Source organism: Rhodococcus sp. NPDC003382 (assembly GCF_053589135.1).
Genome location: NZ_JBSFRH010000050.1, coordinates 1 through 17,368 on the forward strand (window position 1 = coordinate 1; position 17,368 = coordinate 17,368).

Sequence of the window (17,368 nt, forward strand, 5' to 3'; positions counted from 1 at the left end):
AGCGCGGCCGGCAGGAAGTTCTGCGAGTGAGCCCAGCTGGTCAGCGGTTGGAACTGTCCGGTGGCAACAGCGTCGAGTGGCTATTCACCCCGAGGCCACACGGCGTCGGCGCGACGACCGGACCGGGAACGGGGACTAACCTGATCTCGGGAGCAACAAGGCATGCTGCGCGTCTCCGTCCTGGGCGAACAGGCGATCACCGACGATGCGACCGGGGCCGTGGTGACCCGGTCGCCGCGCGCGCTCGCGCTCGTCGCGTTCCTGGTCGCCCACGCCCGTACGCCGCAGCCCCGGCAGCGGCTCGCGACCCTGTTCTGGCCGGATTCCACCGACGGGCAATCCCTGACCAACCTGCGACGCGAACTCCACCATCTGCGGCAGGCGCTGGGCGACGAGCCGTCACTCACGGTGACGGCGAAGGATCTGTGCTGGACCGACACCCCGTCGAGCAGCGCCGACCTGCGTGTCTTCGACACCGAACGCGCGGCGGCGCTGCGGGCGGCGCGGTCCGGTGACGACCGTGCTCTCGTCACCCACGCGTGGCAGGCGCTGGACGCATACGGCGGCGAGTTCCTGCCCGGCGTGTTCGACGACTGGGCACTCGAGATCCGATCCGATCGCGAACGACGATGCGTGGAGCTGTGCGATCTGCTGTCCGGCGCCCTCACCCGCACGGGCGATCCCGCCGGGGCGATCGAGGTCGCGCGTCGTCGCGTCCGGCTCGCTCCGCTCGAGGAGGTCGGCTATCGCAACCTGATGCGTCTGCAGGCCGAGACCGGGGATCGGGCCGGCGCCGCCGGTACCTATCACCGCTGCGCGTCGCTGTTCGAACGTGAACTCGGTGTCCTCCCCGATCCGCAGACGCGCGCCCTCGTCGAACAGGTTCTCGGTACCGCACCCGGCCGGAGGATCCCGGTCCGCACCGGGTCCACGACCGTCGAACTGGTCGGGCGGTCCCGCGAGATCGACCGTCTCGCCACCGCCTGGCAGCGCGCGGCGTCCGGTCGACCGGGCGCGATCCTCATCCGCGGCGGGGCGGGCGTCGGAAAGACCCGGCTGCTCACCGAGATCGCGCACATCGCGCAGGCCGGTGGCGCGACGGTGGCACACAGCCGCTGCTTCGCAACCTCCGCCGGGCTGGCGCTGGCACCCGTGGCCGACTGGTTGCGCGACCCCGCGGTCGCGGCGGGCCGATCGGGACTCGCCCGGGTATGGCGGGCCGAGGTCGAACGGCTCGTGCCGTCCCCCGAGGCCGACACGGATCGTGTGCGCGAGACTCGCCCCGAACGCGGGGTCGGGGCATCGGCCGACGCCTGGCAGCGGCATCGTTTCTTCGAGGGACTCGCCCGTGGCCTCGTCGGCGACGGTCGCCCGATTCTGTTGACCCTGGACAACATGCAGTGGTGCGACCGGGAGACACTGCTGTTTCTCGCGTTCTGCCTGGGCTTGACGCCCGACGCTCCCCTGCTGGTCGCGGCGGCCGCGCGGGACGACAGCTCGGAGAGCGCGGCCGCCGTCACCGAATGGGCGACCGGACTGGCCTCGTCGGGCACGGTGACGGAACTGCGGCTGAGCCCCCTGGACGAAGCGGACAGCACCCGCCTGGCCGAAGCGATCGGTGGACGATCGCGCACCATCGAGGAGCGGCGGCTACTCCACACGGCGACCGGGGGCTTCCCGTTGTACATCGTCGAAGCGATGCGGTCCGCGACCGACGGGGACGACGCGCTCTCGGTGGACGGTCTGTCGTCGGTGCTGCACCACCGCGTGGAGCAGTCGAGTCCGGCTGCGCGGGAGGTGGCGGGCCTGGCCGCCGCGGTCGGACGCGATTTCACGCTCGACTTGCTCACCACGGCAAGCGATCTCGGGGCGGTCGCGGTGGTACAGGCCGTCGACGAACTGTGGCGCCGGCGCATCGTCACCGAGTTCCGCGACGGTTACGACTTCGCCCACGACCTGCTGCGCGAGGCCGCGTACGCGACGGTCGGGCCGCCGCAACGCTGGCTGCTGCACCGGCGGCTCGCCCAGGCACTCGAATTGCTGCACCGCGACGACACCGATCCGGTGTCGGCTCAACTCGCCGAGCAGTACGCCCGCGGTGGGCGCCCGGATCGGGCGGTGCCGTACTACCGGCGGGCGGCCGAGATCGCGACCCGCAGGTTCGCATATGCCGACGCGGTCCGGCTGCATCGGCACGCTCTCACCCTGGTGCGCGAGCATCCGGGAAGCGGTGCCGCCGCACAGGAACTCGCAATCCTCGAGGCACTGGCGGCACCGCTCAACGCCCGCTACGGCTATTCGTCCCCCGAACTGCAGCACGCCCTCGAACGTTCGATCGAGCTCGCCGACACGCTGGGCCGCACGGAGTCGACGATCGTCGGTCTCGTCGGGCTCTGGTCGTCGCGGTTCGTCCAGGGCGACACCGCCGGAGCGCATCGGGCGGTCACGCGCGCATTGACACTGGTGGAACCCGGAACCGAACTGTGCGGGTCGGCGCACTTCGCGTACGCGGGATCCGCGGTGAGTCTCGGCCGGCCGGCCGAGGCGCTGGGGCATTTCGCGCTGGCCGCCGAACTCACCGCAGGCGCGCATTCGTGGACCGTCGGCACCCGCCCGGACGTGCACGGCTGCGCGTGGGCGGCACATGCGCACTGGCTGCTCGGCGACGACGACGCCGCGCGCACGCGCTGCCGGGAGGCGATCACGCTGGCCCGCCGCAGCGAGGACCCGTTCGTCCTGACCATCGCGCTCGCGTACGGCGCGGTCACCCGGCAGTTGTGCGGGGACCGGCCCGAGTTGCGCGAGACGGTCACCGAACTGCGGGAACTGTGCGACCGGTACGACTTCGCGTACTACCGGGAATGGGGACTGATCCTCGACGGCTGGTCCCGGACCGGCGGTGACGGCATCGGCACGGTCCGGCGCGGGATCGCCAACCTGCGGGCGGCAGGTTCCTTCGCCCGGATGCCGTACTGGCTGACGCTGCTGGCGGACCTGTACCGCGAGAGGCCCGGCGACGCGCGCGCGACCCTCGACGCGGCGACGGTCGCCGCCCGGGCACGCGACGACCGGTGGTGGCTGCCGGAGGTGATGCGGATGCGCGCCGCATACGACGCTCCCCCGGACGCCGTGGCGCGACTGCGTGCTGCGGCGAGGTTGGCGGGCGAGCACGGCAGCGTCGCCCTGGTGCGTCGCTGCGACCGCGACCTCGTCGGCCTCGGCGTTCCGCCCTCGCACTGACCGGCGCGTGCCGGGCGAACGCTGCGCGAACGCCGCCTTCCTACCGTCGGAAGCAGCATGAGAAACACGCGAGAGGAGTTCGCGATGACCACGACAGCCACCCCCACCGGCACCTCGTTCGACGACCTGGCCGCGGGGCTGCGCGGGGAACTGATCACCCCGACGGACCCGGGCTACGACCAGGCCCGTGCCGTCTACAACGCGATGATCGACAAACGGCCCGCTGCGATCGCACGGTGCCGCGACACCGTCGACGTCATCGCCTGCGTCCGGTTCGCCCGGGAACGGGGCCTCGAGCTCGCGGTTCGCGGCGGTGGGCACAACGCGGCCGGGCTCGGCGTGTGGGACGGCGCGCTGGTCGTGGACCTGTCGGCGTTGCGCAGCACCACCGTCGATCCGGAACAGCACACCGTCCGGACGGACGCGGGATGCGTGTGGGGCGACGTCGACCATGCGACGGTCGGGTTCGGGATGGCCACGCCGTCCGGGTTCCTGGCATCCACCGGGGTGGCCGGTCTGACGCTCGGCGGCGGCATCGGCTACCTGACCCGCCGGTTCGGCCTCACGGTGGACAACCTGCTCGAAGCCGATGTCGTGCTCGCCGACGGATCCTTCGTGAAGGCAAGCGAGAATTCGCACAGCGACCTGTTCTGGGCCCTGCGCGGCGGGGGCGGGAACTTCGGGATCGTCACCTCGTTCACGTTCCGCTGCCACGACATCGGCGAGCACGGCACGATCATCGGCGGGCCGGTGCTCTACGACGTCGCCGACACCGCCGACGTGATGCGCTGGTACCGCGAACTGCTGCCGTCGTTGCCGGAGGAGTTGAGCGGCTGGATCGGCCTGATCACGGTGCCGCCCGCAGCGCCGTTCCCCGAGGAACTGTGGGGACGCGGGGCCTGCGCGATCGTCTGGTGCTACACGGGCCCGCACGACCGCGCCGACGAGGTGCTCGAACCGATCAAGGCGTTCGGATCGCCGATGCTGATCGGCCTGCACGACATGCCGTTCACCGTACTGCAGAGCGCATTCGACGGTCTGTATCCCTCTGGGCTGCAATGGTATTGGCGGGCCGATTTCTTCAACGAGATCTCCGACGCCGCGATCGACGTCCACTGCCGATTCGGTGCGTCACCGCCCACGGGACATTCCACCATGCACCTGTATCCGATCGACGGCGCCGCCGCGCGCGTGCCCGAGAACGCCACCCCGTTCTCCTACCGGGACGGCGGGTGGGCGGGAGTCATCGTGGGTGTGGATCCCGACCCGGCCAATGCGGAACTCATCTCGCAGTGGGCCCGCGACTACTGGGACGCCCTGCACCCGACGTCGGCGGGCGGCGCCTACGTCAACTTCCTGATGGAGGAAGGCCAGGACCGGGTGCGGGCGTCGTATCGCGGCAACTACGACCGACTCGCCGCCGTCAAGGGCCGCTACGACCCGGACAACGTGTTCCACATCAACCAGAACATACGGCCGGCCACGGATTCGAGTGCTGCCGTCACCTGAACACTGTGGAGTTGACCGACGACGATTCGCTCACCGTGAGCGTTACCCTCGTCGCGGCTGGCGGCAGGCCGATAGGCTCGCCGCCACCCGTTCCCGCATCCCCGGAGGTCATCCATGGGTCAGCAGTTCCCGGACATCGTCTCGGTCGAGTGGCTTCGCGACCACCTCGACGACCCCACGCTCGTCGTCGTCGACTCGAGCACCCATCTGACCCTGCCGAAGGACGGGCCGTACTCGGTCGAACCGGGTCGTGCCACCTACGATGCCGCGCACATTCCCGGTGCCGTGTTCGCGGATCTGCTCACCGACTTCGCCGATCCCGATTCCGCCGAGGCGTGGACGGCGCCCGCGTCGGAGCGGTTCGCGGCGGCCGCCGGCGCGCTCGGCATCGGCGACGGCGTTCGGGTCGTCGTGTACGACCAGCACGACGGTTACTGGGCGACCCGCTTCTGGTGGCACCTCCGCCTCGAGGGATTCGACGACGTCGCGGTACTCGACGGCGGCCTGCCCGCCTGGAAGGCCGCCGGCGCGCCGGTCACCGACACTCCTGTCTCGCCGACCCCCGCGACCTTCACCGCCCGGCGCCGCGACGACCTGATCCGGTCCACGCAGCAGGTGCGGGACGCGATCGACGACGACAACACGGTCCTTGTGAACGTCCTCGATCCCGCCACCTACCGCGGCGACACCAGCACCTACTCCCGCCCCGGCCACATTCCCGGCAGCATCAACCTGCCGGTCGCGCGGATCCGGGACCCGGAGACGGGCATTCTGCGGCCGGTCGCCGAGTTGCGGGCGCTGTTCGAGGAGGCCGGCCTGCTCGATCCGGGGATCACCCCGGTGACGTACTGCGGTGGTGGCATCGCCGCGACCGGTGTCGCGCATGCGCTCGCGCTGGCCGGGCGCGACGACGTCGCCGTGTACGACGGATCGCTGACCGCGTGGACCGCCGACGCTTCGCTGCCGCTGACGGTGGGCGCCGATCCCAGGTAGCGCACCTGGCCGGGGCCGGTCCCCCGTCAGCCGAGCGGGTTGCCGACGATGTTCGACACGATCCCGCGGATGATGCCGGTGCCGTCCTCGGTGCGCAGTTCGTCGTACCAGGCCTGGGTGACCTCGGGATCCTTCGCGTGGGTGACGTCGCAGCGCTTGCGGGCGCGCAGCACCAGATCACCCGCGCGGGCGGTTCTGCGGTTCTGGTACCGGATCAAAGCGTCCTCGACGCCGAGCGTGTTGGTCTGCAGCGCGATGGCCAGCACGACGGCGTCCTCCATCGCCGAGCAGCCGCCCTGGCCGATGTCGGGTGTGGTGTTGTGCCCGGCGTCGCCGAGCAGGGCGACGCGGCCCCTCACCCACGTGTCGAACGGGTCGATGTCGAAGATCTCGACGCGGTTGACCGCGAGCGGATCGAGCATGCCGATGAGCTTGTGCACCTGCGGCGACCATCCGGAGAAGCACTCGGAGAGAACCTCTTTCGCCTGCGACCGGTCGTAGGCGAGTCCGGCGGCCAGCGGGACGTCGAAGAAGAAGTAGAAGCGCCCGCCGGCGATCGGCATCAGGGACACGCGCTTGCCGTCGCCGACGTAGGTCGTCCACTGGGTGGCCGGGGCGATCGTTTCGTCGATGTCGACGAGGCCGTTGAAGTTGACGTATCCCGCGTAGCGCCGCTCCACGGGTTCGTCGAGCACGTAGTCGCGGGTGCGGGACTTCGCGCCGTCCGCGCCGATGAGGATGTCGCCGGTGGCGGTGCTGCCGTCCGCGAAGGTCGCGGTCACGGAGTCACCGTCGTCGGCGATGTCCACCATGCGCTTCCCGAGCCGGATGTGTTCGAGGCCGAGTTCGTGCATGAGCATCGACTGGAGTTCGGCGCGCGACACCGGATACGGCCGCTGACCCGTCTGCTCGACGACCGGCCGGAGACTGAACTCGGTCATCGTCTCGCCCGTGAACCCGTCCCGGTAGGCCATGGTGTCCATCTGCCCGCCGAGAGCGGCGACCTGTTTCTCGAGACCCAGATAGTTCAGACACTTGACGCCGTTGGACCACAGCGAGATCGCCGCGCCCACCGGCTTGTTCTCGACCACCTGCTCGTACACCTCGACATCCCAGCCGATGCGCCGCAACGCGATTCCCGCACTGAGTCCGCCCATCCCGGCGCCGATGATGATGGCCTTCACTCGCACTGCTCCTCACGTCGACTTCCGGATCACCGTAGGGCGCTGCTGTAACACCGTTTCGACGCGAGTTTCACGAACGTGTTACGTCCTGCCCTTCGGTCGGTTACTCCACTGCCCTAGATCGCCGCCGCCACCTACGTTGCAGGTATTGCTGCCCGACATCGAAAAGCGAAGTCTTCGACCCGAACTGCAGCCGTCCAATTGAAGACAATCGGCGTCTACACGTCGGCCCTCGATGATGAGTCTCTCCGGGGTCGATCTACTCAACTTTGGAGCAGACTGCCTTCTCCAACCCCGAACTGGCAAGGGAATCCGATAGTCGGCCCAATCTGCTTCCATTGGACGTGATCGAGCTAGTCAAGCTAATCACTGAGCGCACTAAGAAGAGTCCCTCGGATGTTGGGAATTGCTTCTCGACCCTCCGCACCAGCTACTCACCCTGCTTATCGGAGACTAGGTCGGCGATAAGCAGGGTGAGCGGGTACTTCTCCGGCCCCGTCGTCGAGGTCGACGATCACGAAAATGACGGACTACCCATCGGTCGTCGACTCGACATGGGGTGACCAATCCGCGGGCTGAACACAGGCAGGCCACTCGCGTGGCGGCAAAGCCTTTCGGCGCACGAGACTTCATCGAGGTGAAGTACTCACCGACCGCGCCCCGGTAAAATGAGGTAGTCCACTACTCACAACCACCCCCGCGTGGACGCGCATCGTTCTTCGTGTACCCAACGACCCATCCGGGGTTCGATCGAACCTCGGCCGACACGGAGAATCACCATGAGAAAGAAAATCTTCGCCACCGTAGCCTCGACCACCGCAGCCATCGCAGCGGTCGGCCTGATTGCCGCGGGACCCGCGAGCGCGACCACACCCATTGGCACGCCCCGTAATTCGTGCGTGGGAGCCCCCGGAGGGGCCCAGCACCCCGAGCCCCGACCCGACGGCATCTGGATCGCCGATCCGCTTGCCGTTCTGTCAAGCGTACAAGTCAGCTCCATCGGCACCGGAAGTCTCGACGGCGCCATGCCCGGAAAACTCACAGGCGGTGGAATCTTGGTACCCACCCACGGAATCGGAATCGGCACCCTCAGCGGGACGTACCATCGAGCTGACCTGACACAGTGCACCGTGGACGGACTCTTCATGCTGAGCTGACGAGATCCGATCCAGCACCGGCTAGTTCTATGGCTGATGCTCGGAACCGACCGACCCCGCACAGGCGTGTCCGCGATCGCTTCAGCGACACGGGCGAAGACGCCGGTCATCGCGCCCGACGGTGCGCGATGACCGGCCCTTCGGTCGCCACGGAACAGCGATCGCATCTTGCGCCGCAGACCACCAGTTTGCTGCGCGACACTTCGGGAACGGATTCCTTCCGAAAGTCACCTTCTCGCATGGTAACTGGGCACCCGACGGTGTTGTGCGCCGGATCCACCGGTCGGCTCACCCCGGGTTGCACCAAGAACCCAGAGGGCCGCAGCAGTGAGGGGTAGCCGAATCCCCAAGCCACCGAAGGCATGCCGGCCGTTGCCGGCGATATGACCGCCGAGCACCTACCCGACGTGGAATCCCCTGTGACGGGCTCGAACTGCCGACCCCTGTCATCCGCGGGACCGCTCCTCCTGAACGAGGGCAGCAAGCTCGGTTCGGGTCGTGACACCGAGTTTGATGGCGGCACGGTAGATATGCCCTTCGACGGTCCGCACCGACATCGTCAGACGGTCCGCGATCTGCTGGTTGGACAATCCCTGCGCCACAAGAACAGCAATCTCACGCTGCCGCGCGCTGATCGGCAGCGGCCGGTCTGCCTCTGACAGTGCGGGGGTGCGGGCGCCCTCACATTCCTCGGCCAACCGATGCGCACGGGCGAGGGCGACGTTCGCCGATCCGCGCAGACCGTGTTTGGTATGCGCGACAGCGGCCTGGGCAGCAGCGTCGGCAGCAGCACGGAGATCACCCATCCGCTCGAGTTCCTCCGATGCAGCCAGGAGAGCGTGACCATCATCGGCGGCAAGTGCAGCTGCCTGCGCAGCGGCGGCAGGAGCACGTGGCCCGTCCACAACCTCGGCCAATTCGGCGAGCCGTTCGGCAACGGTGCGGTCACCGAAACACACCGCGGTATGCAGTGCATAAACCTCATACCCATACTGTCCCGACGACCGGGTGAAATCGGCCGCTTCGTGCGCCAGCACGATGGCCCGGCTGAGCGTGCCTTGGGCGGCCGCCACCCAGGCCCGAGTCAAGATGGTTTCCGGCTGGATCCACGGGATCGTCCTGAAAACTGACTGGTCGCGGATGGCCGCCTCGCATGCTGACAACTCCTGTTCGACGGCAGCCCCGTCGCCGGACATCGCCAGCGCCTGGGTCAGATCCAGCCGGCAGAGGAATTCCCACTCGAGCTGGCGGCTGGCCACGAAACCGGCCGATGCCTCCCGCAGCCGCTGCTGAGCGAGGCGTAGCTTCCCGCGTCCTAACGCCGCGCGGCCCTGTAGGAGCACCGCCACGAGGGGGCCGTGGCCCTGCATCTGACTCTGATGGTCGCGCCGTTCCTGCGCGAAAACTTCAGCCTTGTGCTGGTATCCCCCCAGGCGGAGAGCGATGAGGTGAAAGTTCCAGAAATTGAGCATCAGGATGCGACCGATACCGGTCCGGGTCGCTGCATCCTCGGCACTTTCCATCAGCGGTTCGATCTCGTCGACACGGCCGACCATCGCGAGTCCCAAGACAAGACCCCAGATGGCCATCATGCGCGAAGGGTCTGACATCGAGGCCGAGCGGAGGGCATCGGTCGCCGCCTCGATCGCATACGCAGGTCGCCCCAGCTCGGTGTAGATCGCCGAGCGCAAAGCCTTCAGGTCCGGACCCACACCGAGCACGGCCGCTGTCGACTCGACCGCGTCCAGCGTGGCCGCCGCTTGGACTGGTCTGCCGAGCGTCCAAAACAGGTTCGCCGCCCGCACCATTGCTGCCTGGACCCGCTGAGGATCACTGGATGCACGTGCTGCCAGCTCCGCTGCCTCGCTTTCGGCTACGTCGCCTCGACGGGCCAGACACAAGGCATAGACGAGGAGGAAGTGCGGCTCGAATCCGCCACCGGCGTGCACCGCAACGGCGGCCAGCCGCGCGGCCAACTCCGGATCGCACAACTCCAGTGATCGCTGTGCGGCCGCAGTGAACACCACAGGATCCACATCGTCCTCGGCCTCGGTCGCGGTGACCGCGTCCAGCATCAGCACCGCCCGACGCAGCACATCGGTACTGCACTCGTCGACAGCTCCCAGGGCGGAAGCCAGACGCCGGCACAGGTGCCCTGCGCGCAGCCGGCCGGTGCGGCGCCTGCGTACTTCCCCGTACAGCGGATGCGCGAGACGGGCCTGCAAACATCCGTCCTCACCGGACACACTCACCACGCCATACATTTCCGCCTGTTCGACCACAGCCGGGTCGGTCAGCCGTCCGAGAACGGAGACAGGGAGCGGCTCCCCGAACACGAGCAGATCCACGACCTCCCGCACCGGCTCCGGCAACGAGCCCATCCGGGTCTCGATCAGCTCGGCCAGCGACTGCGAAACCACCGAGGGCCCTTCCCACCGCCACACCCCACCGACCCGGCGCAGCCGACCGGACCGCAGACCACCGTCGACCAACTGCCGCAGATACAGCGCGCTGCCGCGTGCCAGGTCGAACAGTCGTCCCGCGGTGGCAGTGTCCACCTGCCCGCCGAGCACTGCCTCGAGCAGCACCGCCGTCTCCGTCTCCGACAGCGGCTGCACCTCCAGCCGATCGAGGTATCGGTCCTTCCACAACGCGGTCACCGCATCCGGCGTCGGCTCATCGCTGCGGAGCGTCACCACCACTGCCGCGGCTCTCTGCACCGCCAGATGCTGCACCACCAGCGCGGACAAGTCATCGAGCAGGTGCGCATCGTCGACAGCGACCACCACCCCACCTGGCCCTGCCCCGTCGAGCAATGCCGTGGTGGCCCGCTGCACCAGAAGTCCGGAATCAGGCCCGGTCACGTTCAGCACCCCGGCGAAGGCGCCCAGCGGCAACGCACGCGCCGACGCGGTCGCCGGCACCCACCGGACCTTCGCGCCGCGTCGAGACGCCACCGCCAGCGCCTCCCGCGCCAGCCGGGTCTTGCCGACCCCCGCCGCGCCGGCGAGCACCACCCCCTGCGGCCCGTTCTTCCGGCGCAGAGCACCTTCGACGAACCGCAATTCCTCGGCTCGGCCGGTCAGCGGCCAGACCCCGCCCATGAACGAATCCTAGAATCGGAGCGTCCCACCCGCCGGTCGATTCACCGAGCAGCGTCCGGCGGCATCAATGCCACCTACCGATCGGTGGGTGCCGCAGTACGCAGCCGCTATGTGCGTTCGGGAGCTTCCGTCGCTGCGAGCACGTCGCTGCGAGCACAGAGGGGTAGCCGACTACCTATTCCCAACAGTCGCAGCCGACGGATGCTCGAGAGCATGACCACCGAGCGTGACCGGCGGGAAGAGGCGCTGCGGCAGCTCCCGGCCGCGTATGCCCTGGCCCTGCGACTCCGGTACGCAAAGGTCGCCGATGCACTGATCGCGCAGTGCCTCGGTATCGAGCCTGAGGCACTCGGTCCGCTCCTGCGAGTCGCAGAAGCCAAACTTGCTGCCGCCTACCATGATTCTCAGCGTTAGAACCCGGGCAGATACAGCATCTCGCGGTTGAAGCACCCGTGCAATCGCCTCCGCCCATGGGGGCGGTCATCGGTGAGTTTCTCCCCTTGGCGGTCGGGGTCGCGATCTCACCGATCCCTATCGTCGCCGCCATCTTGATGCTGCCGTCGAAGAACGTCGGCAGCACCGGCACCGGATTCGGGCTGGGATGGGTCGTGGGAATCTTCGCGGCCACGGGAATCGTTGCGCTGCTGTCCGGGACCCTCGACACCTCGGATTCGGGCGGGTCGAGCGGATCCGTGTCGAGGATCAAGGTCGCCATCGGCGTACCGCTGATCGTGTTGGCGGGCAGGCAATGGCGCGCCCGCGGCGACGCATCGGTCCCGAAATGGATGCAGGCCCTCGACCGGCTGAACTTCCCGAAGGCCACCGGTCTCGGCGTCGCACTCTCGGCGGTCAATCCGAAGAACCTGCTGCCGCGCGTCTCCGCCGGGCTGGTGATCGGCACCGGCGGGCTCGGCCCTGGCGAAGCCGTGGTGGCGCTGGTGATCTTCACGGTGATGGCGTCGAGCGTGCTCATCCCCGTCCTCGGGTACGCGCTCGCGGCGCAGCGCTTGCGCGAACCGCTCGACGCCTTTCGCAGTGGCTCCGCGTGAACAATCACCAGGTAATGGCGCTCGTGCTGGTGATCATGGGCGCTGCGGTGATCGCGAAGGACTCGGCGGTTTGTAACGGTGGGCGAAGACGGTCGTGCCCAACTTCGATCCGCGCTCTGATCCGCGACTATTTCCGACGAAGGAGACCCCGGTGCAACCGTACCGAAATGTGAGAGCCCCGTGAGAGGAACATCACTCTCATTTCAAGAGTGAATTGCTATTGCTCTTGAAACAAGAGTGATAGACATGAAGCATGACGGAACGGGAAGCGGCCGACGAATCGGCACAATCGGCGACGGACGGCGAACTGGCCGCCCGTGCGGCCGAGGTCGTCGAACGTATCGAGGCACGTGACGATCGACTGGTTGCGATCGAGGACCTGCACGACGGCGCCGGGAGCATCCGCGCCGCACTCGAGACCGTCGGCGGGGTGTGGGCGATGTCGATCCTGACCGCTCTGCGTTCGGGTTCGATGCGCTACAGCGAGATCAAACGGTGCGTCGCCGGTGTCAACGACCGGATGCTCGCGCAGACGCTGCAGCGGTTCGTGCGCGACGGACTCGTCGAACGTCGCCCCGTCCCCGGGTCGGCCAGCCGCGAGGAATACGCGCTGACCGATATCGGTTTCGAAATATGTTCCGCGATAAGTGAATTCGTCTACGTGGTGATGAAGCTTGCGCCGCGGGTCGCCCAGGCCCGAGAGCGTCACGATGCCGAGCAGTCCGGCACGGACCCCAACTGACCGGCCGGTCCCGCACACCTCACCCCCCTCCACGCGCACAACAAGGAGCCACCTCATGCCCTCCATCGTCGTCATCGGTCCCGGTCGTCACGGCACCGCCATTGCAGCACTGTTCGCGTCCCACGGCGTGGATGTGACTCTCCACCACCACAATCCGGCCAAGGCTCGCGCTGCGGCGGAGATCGTCCGCGCGGTTGCCGCCGCCGGAACCACCGTCACCGTCGAGCCGGACCTCGTGTCCTCGGTTGCGCACAGCCAGGTGGTGGCACTGACCACGCTGTGGGATCGGCCCCAGCGGGAGGTCATCGGGAACCTCGGTGCGGCGCTGCAGGGAAAGGTCCTGCTCGACGTTTCCAACCCGCTCGACGTCACACCCCACGGCATCGTCCCGCGCCGTCCGAGCGAGGGTTCGGCCGGTCAGTTCGTCGCCACGCTACTGCCTTCCGGAACGGGCCATGCCAAGGCGTTTTCGAATCTTGCGACCGCTTTCGTCAACGAGGGCGCAAACCAGGACCCGCCCGCGGTGCTGCCCTTCCTGGCGGATTCCGAGACCACCGCGGAGGTCGTCCGGCCGTTGCTGGCGCAGACGGGATGGCTGCCGTGGCTGGTCGGTGACATCTCCCGATCCCGTGACCTCGAGATCGGCGGACGGTTCAACGACGTTCACGGCAGGTACGGGTGGTCCCGGCTCGACGCCGACGAGTTCCGGGCACTGGCCGGTGACGAACCGGTCTTCGCGCTCTGACCACCGACCGAGAGGACGTCGCCATGACCACATCACAGACCACCTACCGCGCCGCCGTGGTGCGCAAATTCGGGCCGCCGGACGTCATCCGGATCGAGAACCTGCCGGTCGGTGAGCCCCCCGCCCCCGGCGTCGTGCGGGTGGCGGTGCGAATCGGCGGGCTCAACCCGGTCGACGCCCGCATCCGCTCCGGCGCGTTCGGTGGCGCGGTCCCGCACGTGCCGGGCACGGAGTTCGCCGGCACCGTGGTCGCCGTCGGTGCCGGCGTCGGCGACTACACGGTCGGCGACGACGTGATCGGCTTCGGCACGCCCGGAGTCGACGCCGAACTCGTCGACACCGACCCCGGCCGGCTCGTGCACAAGCCCGCCGCACTGGACTGGGCCGTCGCAGGCGGACTGTCGGGCGTCGGTCAGAGCGCGGTCACGGCGATCGAGGCGACCGATGCGCGAGCCGGTGACGTCGTGGTGGTGCACGGCGCTGCTGGTGGCGTGGGGACGGTCCTGACCCAGCTGCTGGTCGCCGACGGCGTGACGGTGGTGGGCACCGCCGGCGAATCGAACCAGGACCACCTGCGTGACCTCGGCGCGACGCCCGTCGTCTACGGCGACGGCCTCGCGGACCGGATCCGAGAGGCCGTACCGGGAAGGGTCACCGTTTCGATCGACCTCGCAGGCACCGGAGAGGCCGGGGACGTGGCCACCGCTGTGCGGCGGTCCGGCGGTCGGGCCGTGACCCTGGTCCCGGAAACCGCGACCTCGCACGGGGTACCCCTCGTGCGGGTGCAGCGGTCACCCGAGAGACTCGACCGACTGGTGCACGCCGTCGTCGACGGCGCGCTGCGTTTGCCCGTGCGGACCGTCCCGTTCACCGACATCGTGGCGGCGCACCGCCTGCTTGACGCCAAGCACTCGCGCGGCAAACTCGTCCTGGACCTGTCGGGCAACCCGTTCCTCTGAGGTCTCGACGCGGCGCGCGGGTGGCCTGCCGTCACCGCGCACCGCCGGCCGGTATGGCGAAACCCACAGTCGAGGTCGTTCGCTGGGGTGGCGGTTTCGGGGGCGCGGTCGGTGATGATCGGCTCCGCCGGCGTCTCCCTCTGCGCGCCGAGCTTGTTCACGCGGTCCTGCCGGTACGACGCGGGCCGGTACTTGCGCGGCTGCGGCCGGGGCTCGAGCGTTGCCTGCGGAAGCTGTTGATCCGCGCTTTGATCCGCGGCTATTTCCGACGGAGGAGACCCCGGTGCACAGGATGCACCGGGGTCTCGTCGTCTGTGCGCTGGGTCTACCGAGGCGCTTTGCGCTCAGGGCTCTGCCGAAGCACTCAGGGATTCTTGTGCTCGATCTTCTCGTACTCGGCAACCTCGCCCGCATCGTGTGCGCGCTCCTCCGCCTCCTTCGCCTCGAGCTGCTTGGCGACCGCATCCTTGAGGGAGACCTTGACGGGCTCGGCGGCCTCCTCCTCGGCCCTGCGGATGCGCTCTTCTTCCCTCTTCTTGGCCGTCTCGGCGGCCCGACGCTTCGCGGCGGCCTCCTGATCGGCCTTCGCGATCTCGGCGGCCTTCTTCTGCTCGGCTTCCTTCTCGGCCTGCTTCGCGCGTTCCTGCGCACGCTCCCGCGCCTGCTGGACTTCCTCCTCACGATCGCGCCGTGCGGCTTCCTGCTCGGCGGCGGCCCGCTCACGCATCCGACGGAGTTCGGCGTCCGCGGCACGCTTCTCGGCCTCGGCCTGGGCATCGAGTTTCTCCGCGCGCTTCACAGCGTCGGCGTGTTCGGTGGCGCGCGCCCCGCGCATGGCGATCTCCTGGTCGTCGAGCACGCTGCCGACGATGCCGTCCAGCATGCCCAGCCCCCGCTCGTACATCAGGCGCGGCGGGGCGTCGGTGGGCAGGAAGAACCGCAACTGCTGTTCGATCAACCCGAGGGGGAACCGGGCGATCATGTACTGCAGTCGCAGGACGCTCTTGGGCACGGTGGTGAGGTTCATCGGCACATCTCCAACTTCGATGGGGGTACAGCTCCGGTAGGGAATGTCGGGGGTGTTCGTCAGCGATCCGGCCCGTCGGTCAGCGACCGATCGAGGGCTTCGGCCTTGCGGCGTTCCTCTTCGGCCTCCAGACGTGCGCGTTCGGCGTCGTGGGAGGCGCGACGGTGGTTCTCGTCGGCGGCTGCGACCTCCGCAGCGGCATCCGTGATCTGGGCGTTCTCCTCGCGGCGTGCCTGCTGCTCGGCAGCCGTGGCCTGGCGGGCTGCGTCGGACTGTGCCCGGACCACGTTCTCCTGGTATTCGAGTTCGGCGGCCTGCTTGCGGACCCGTGCCTCTCGCTCGGCCTGCGACTCGGCGGCCTCGGTCCGGTGCTGCACCGCCTCGCGTTCCTGCCGTCCGGCTTCGCGCACGGCGTCGAGTTGTTCGACCGCCTCTTCGCCCTCGGCTTCTGCCATGTGGGAGAGGGTGTCGGCCTTCCTGGCCTGCCGGGCCTGTTCCTGGTCGAGGCGGCCTTCGGTGGTGAGGGAATCGTTGCCGGTCAGAGCTCCGGCGACCTCCTTCGCCTTGCCGACCACGGTCTGCTTCAACCCGAGGCGTGCCTTGTCGGATGCGCTGTCTTCGGCCACGCTGATCTCCTTCCGTACGGGACACGAAGTGGTCGGCCCCGCGGGAAGGAATAGCCCGGCGCGGTCGGCTTCAATCCTCGAGAAGCTCGAGAGGTGGATGTGCGCGCCGACGAGGTCGACGAGATCACCAGGACCTCGTCACCCAGGACCTCGCGATTCGTCTCGACCGAAGCCGCACCACCCGCTACTGCGCGACGCATCAGCTTGCCCATCAGAGTGCGCAGCGCCTGGTCGACGAATACAGGGCCGAGTGGCAGATCGTCTTCCCTCAGTCGCACCACCGCTACCCGGCCGCGGGCATATCCCGGCTCTCACACTGGCCTACAAGGACTTTCGAGTCTGCGCGAGGTCAGTAGCCGAAATCGTATTCGATTGCCACCGTCCACCCCGGTACTCGACGCTGATGTCCGTCGTCCACGACGGGCGGAAGCTGAACACCTCGTGCTTGATGGTGACGTCTTACCGACCGTTTCGGAACGACTTCCGCGTGCAGGATCCCGCAACCCACCGGTGGGAATTCGGTTGGTTACGAAATCACTCCTCTTCTTCGATGACGTGAACCGCGGCTTCCTCGGCCGACGCCGCTCCCCCGTCGATTCCGGCGTCCCCGGCCCACAGCTCGGATTCTTCGTCGCCGGCGAGTCCGTCGTCGTGGGCGACCAGTCGGCCGGCGCGTCGGTCACCGACCTCGCCCATGTAGCGCTGCCCCGGTATCACCGCGTCGACGTCCGGTTCGGAGGTGTCGAACGCGGGGTCCGGTTCTTCGGCCGAGATCCGGTGCGCGAGGCTGCCGCCGTAGCGCACCTCGTCACCGGTCGTTCCCGTCGCGTTCATCGCCAGCGGTCGCTCGGGCGGTGAATAGCCCTCGTCGAGCATGTCGGCGACACCGCGGTCGTCGAGCGTGTCCGCGGGTTGAAGCTGATTGTCCTCGTCGACGCTGTACTCACCGCCGTACACGTCGTCGCGTGCGTCGTCGATGTTCATGAGTCCAACGATGCCCCTACGACCCCCTTCCTGCATACGGATCGGTACC

Annotated in this window: 13 protein-coding genes; 8 read left to right on the plus strand and 5 right to left on the minus strand. The window is 68.4% G+C overall.

Annotation, left to right across the window (positions count from 1 at the left end; translation table 11 throughout):
* Positions 1–162: 162 nt before the first annotated feature.
* The 3 genes from ACWDUD_RS25460 to ACWDUD_RS25470 all read left to right on the plus strand — a co-directional run bounded on the left by ACWDUD_RS25460 (position 163) and on the right by ACWDUD_RS25470 (position 5,742).
* On the plus strand, positions 163–3,240 hold the full coding sequence (locus ACWDUD_RS25460) for an AAA family ATPase (protein WP_450111114.1): 3,078 nt from the start codon (positions 163–165) through the stop codon (positions 3,238–3,240).
* Positions 3,241–3,324: 84 nt separating this feature from the next.
* Positions 3,325–4,749 carry an FAD-binding oxidoreductase gene (locus ACWDUD_RS25465; protein WP_450111115.1) on the plus strand — a complete coding sequence of 475 codons (1,425 nt, stop codon included), beginning with the start codon at positions 3,325–3,327 and terminating at the stop codon, positions 4,747–4,749.
* Between the two features lie 114 nt (positions 4,750–4,863).
* On the plus strand, positions 4,864–5,742 hold the full coding sequence (locus ACWDUD_RS25470; protein ID WP_450111116.1) for a sulfurtransferase: 879 nt from the start codon (positions 4,864–4,866) through the stop codon (positions 5,740–5,742).
* Positions 5,743–5,768: 26 nt separating this feature from the next.
* Here ACWDUD_RS25470 and hpxO read toward each other — a convergent pair whose 3' ends face one another.
* Positions 5,769–6,926, minus strand: coding sequence for an FAD-dependent urate hydroxylase HpxO (gene hpxO, locus ACWDUD_RS25475; RefSeq protein WP_450111117.1), 1,158 nt, complete (start codon positions 6,924–6,926; stop codon positions 5,769–5,771).
* A 1,603-nt stretch (positions 6,927–8,529) separates the two neighbouring features.
* Entirely contained in the window at positions 8,530–11,187 is a 2,658-nt protein-coding gene (locus ACWDUD_RS25480) for a LuxR C-terminal-related transcriptional regulator (RefSeq protein WP_450111118.1), read from the minus strand.
* 213 nt (positions 11,188–11,400) lie between these two features.
* On the opposite strand from ACWDUD_RS25480, the gene ACWDUD_RS25485 reads away from it, so the two are divergent.
* From ACWDUD_RS25485 to ACWDUD_RS25505, 5 genes are all read left to right on the plus strand, one after another.
* The gene (locus ACWDUD_RS25485) at positions 11,401–11,601 is read left to right on the plus strand and encodes a hypothetical protein (RefSeq protein ID WP_450111119.1); all 201 of its coding nucleotides are present in this window, start codon (positions 11,401–11,403) and stop codon (positions 11,599–11,601) included.
* A gap of 56 nt (positions 11,602–11,657) precedes the next feature.
* The gene (locus ACWDUD_RS25490; protein WP_450111120.1) at positions 11,658–12,236 is read left to right on the plus strand and encodes a GAP family protein; all 579 of its coding nucleotides are present in this window, start codon (positions 11,658–11,660) and stop codon (positions 12,234–12,236) included.
* 253 nt (positions 12,237–12,489) lie between these two features.
* Complete coding sequence (locus ACWDUD_RS25495; protein ID WP_197255610.1) at positions 12,490–12,978, plus strand: winged helix-turn-helix transcriptional regulator; 489 nt, start codon at positions 12,490–12,492, stop codon at positions 12,976–12,978.
* A gap of 55 nt (positions 12,979–13,033) precedes the next feature.
* Positions 13,034–13,723 (plus strand): NADPH-dependent F420 reductase, encoded by a 690-nt coding sequence (locus tag ACWDUD_RS25500; RefSeq protein WP_450111121.1) that lies wholly within the window; start codon positions 13,034–13,036, stop codon positions 13,721–13,723.
* A 23-nt stretch (positions 13,724–13,746) separates the two neighbouring features.
* Complete coding sequence (locus tag ACWDUD_RS25505) at positions 13,747–14,682, plus strand: NADP-dependent oxidoreductase (RefSeq protein WP_450111122.1); 936 nt, start codon at positions 13,747–13,749, stop codon at positions 14,680–14,682.
* Between the two features lie 364 nt (positions 14,683–15,046).
* Here ACWDUD_RS25505 and ACWDUD_RS25510 read toward each other — a convergent pair whose 3' ends face one another.
* From ACWDUD_RS25510 to ACWDUD_RS25520, 3 genes are all read right to left on the minus strand, one after another.
* Positions 15,047–15,709, minus strand: a complete 663-nt coding sequence (locus ACWDUD_RS25510) for an IF2 family translation initiation factor (RefSeq protein ID WP_197255604.1) — start codon at positions 15,707–15,709, stop codon at positions 15,047–15,049.
* Between the two features lie 59 nt (positions 15,710–15,768).
* A complete protein-coding gene (locus tag ACWDUD_RS25515; RefSeq protein WP_450111123.1) occupies positions 15,769–16,335 on the minus strand; it encodes a CsbD family protein in 567 nt (188 codons plus the stop codon).
* Between the two features lie 534 nt (positions 16,336–16,869).
* Positions 16,870–17,319, minus strand: a complete 450-nt coding sequence (locus tag ACWDUD_RS25520; protein WP_450111124.1) for a DUF5709 domain-containing protein — start codon at positions 17,317–17,319, stop codon at positions 16,870–16,872.
* Positions 17,320–17,368 lie beyond the last annotated feature (49 nt).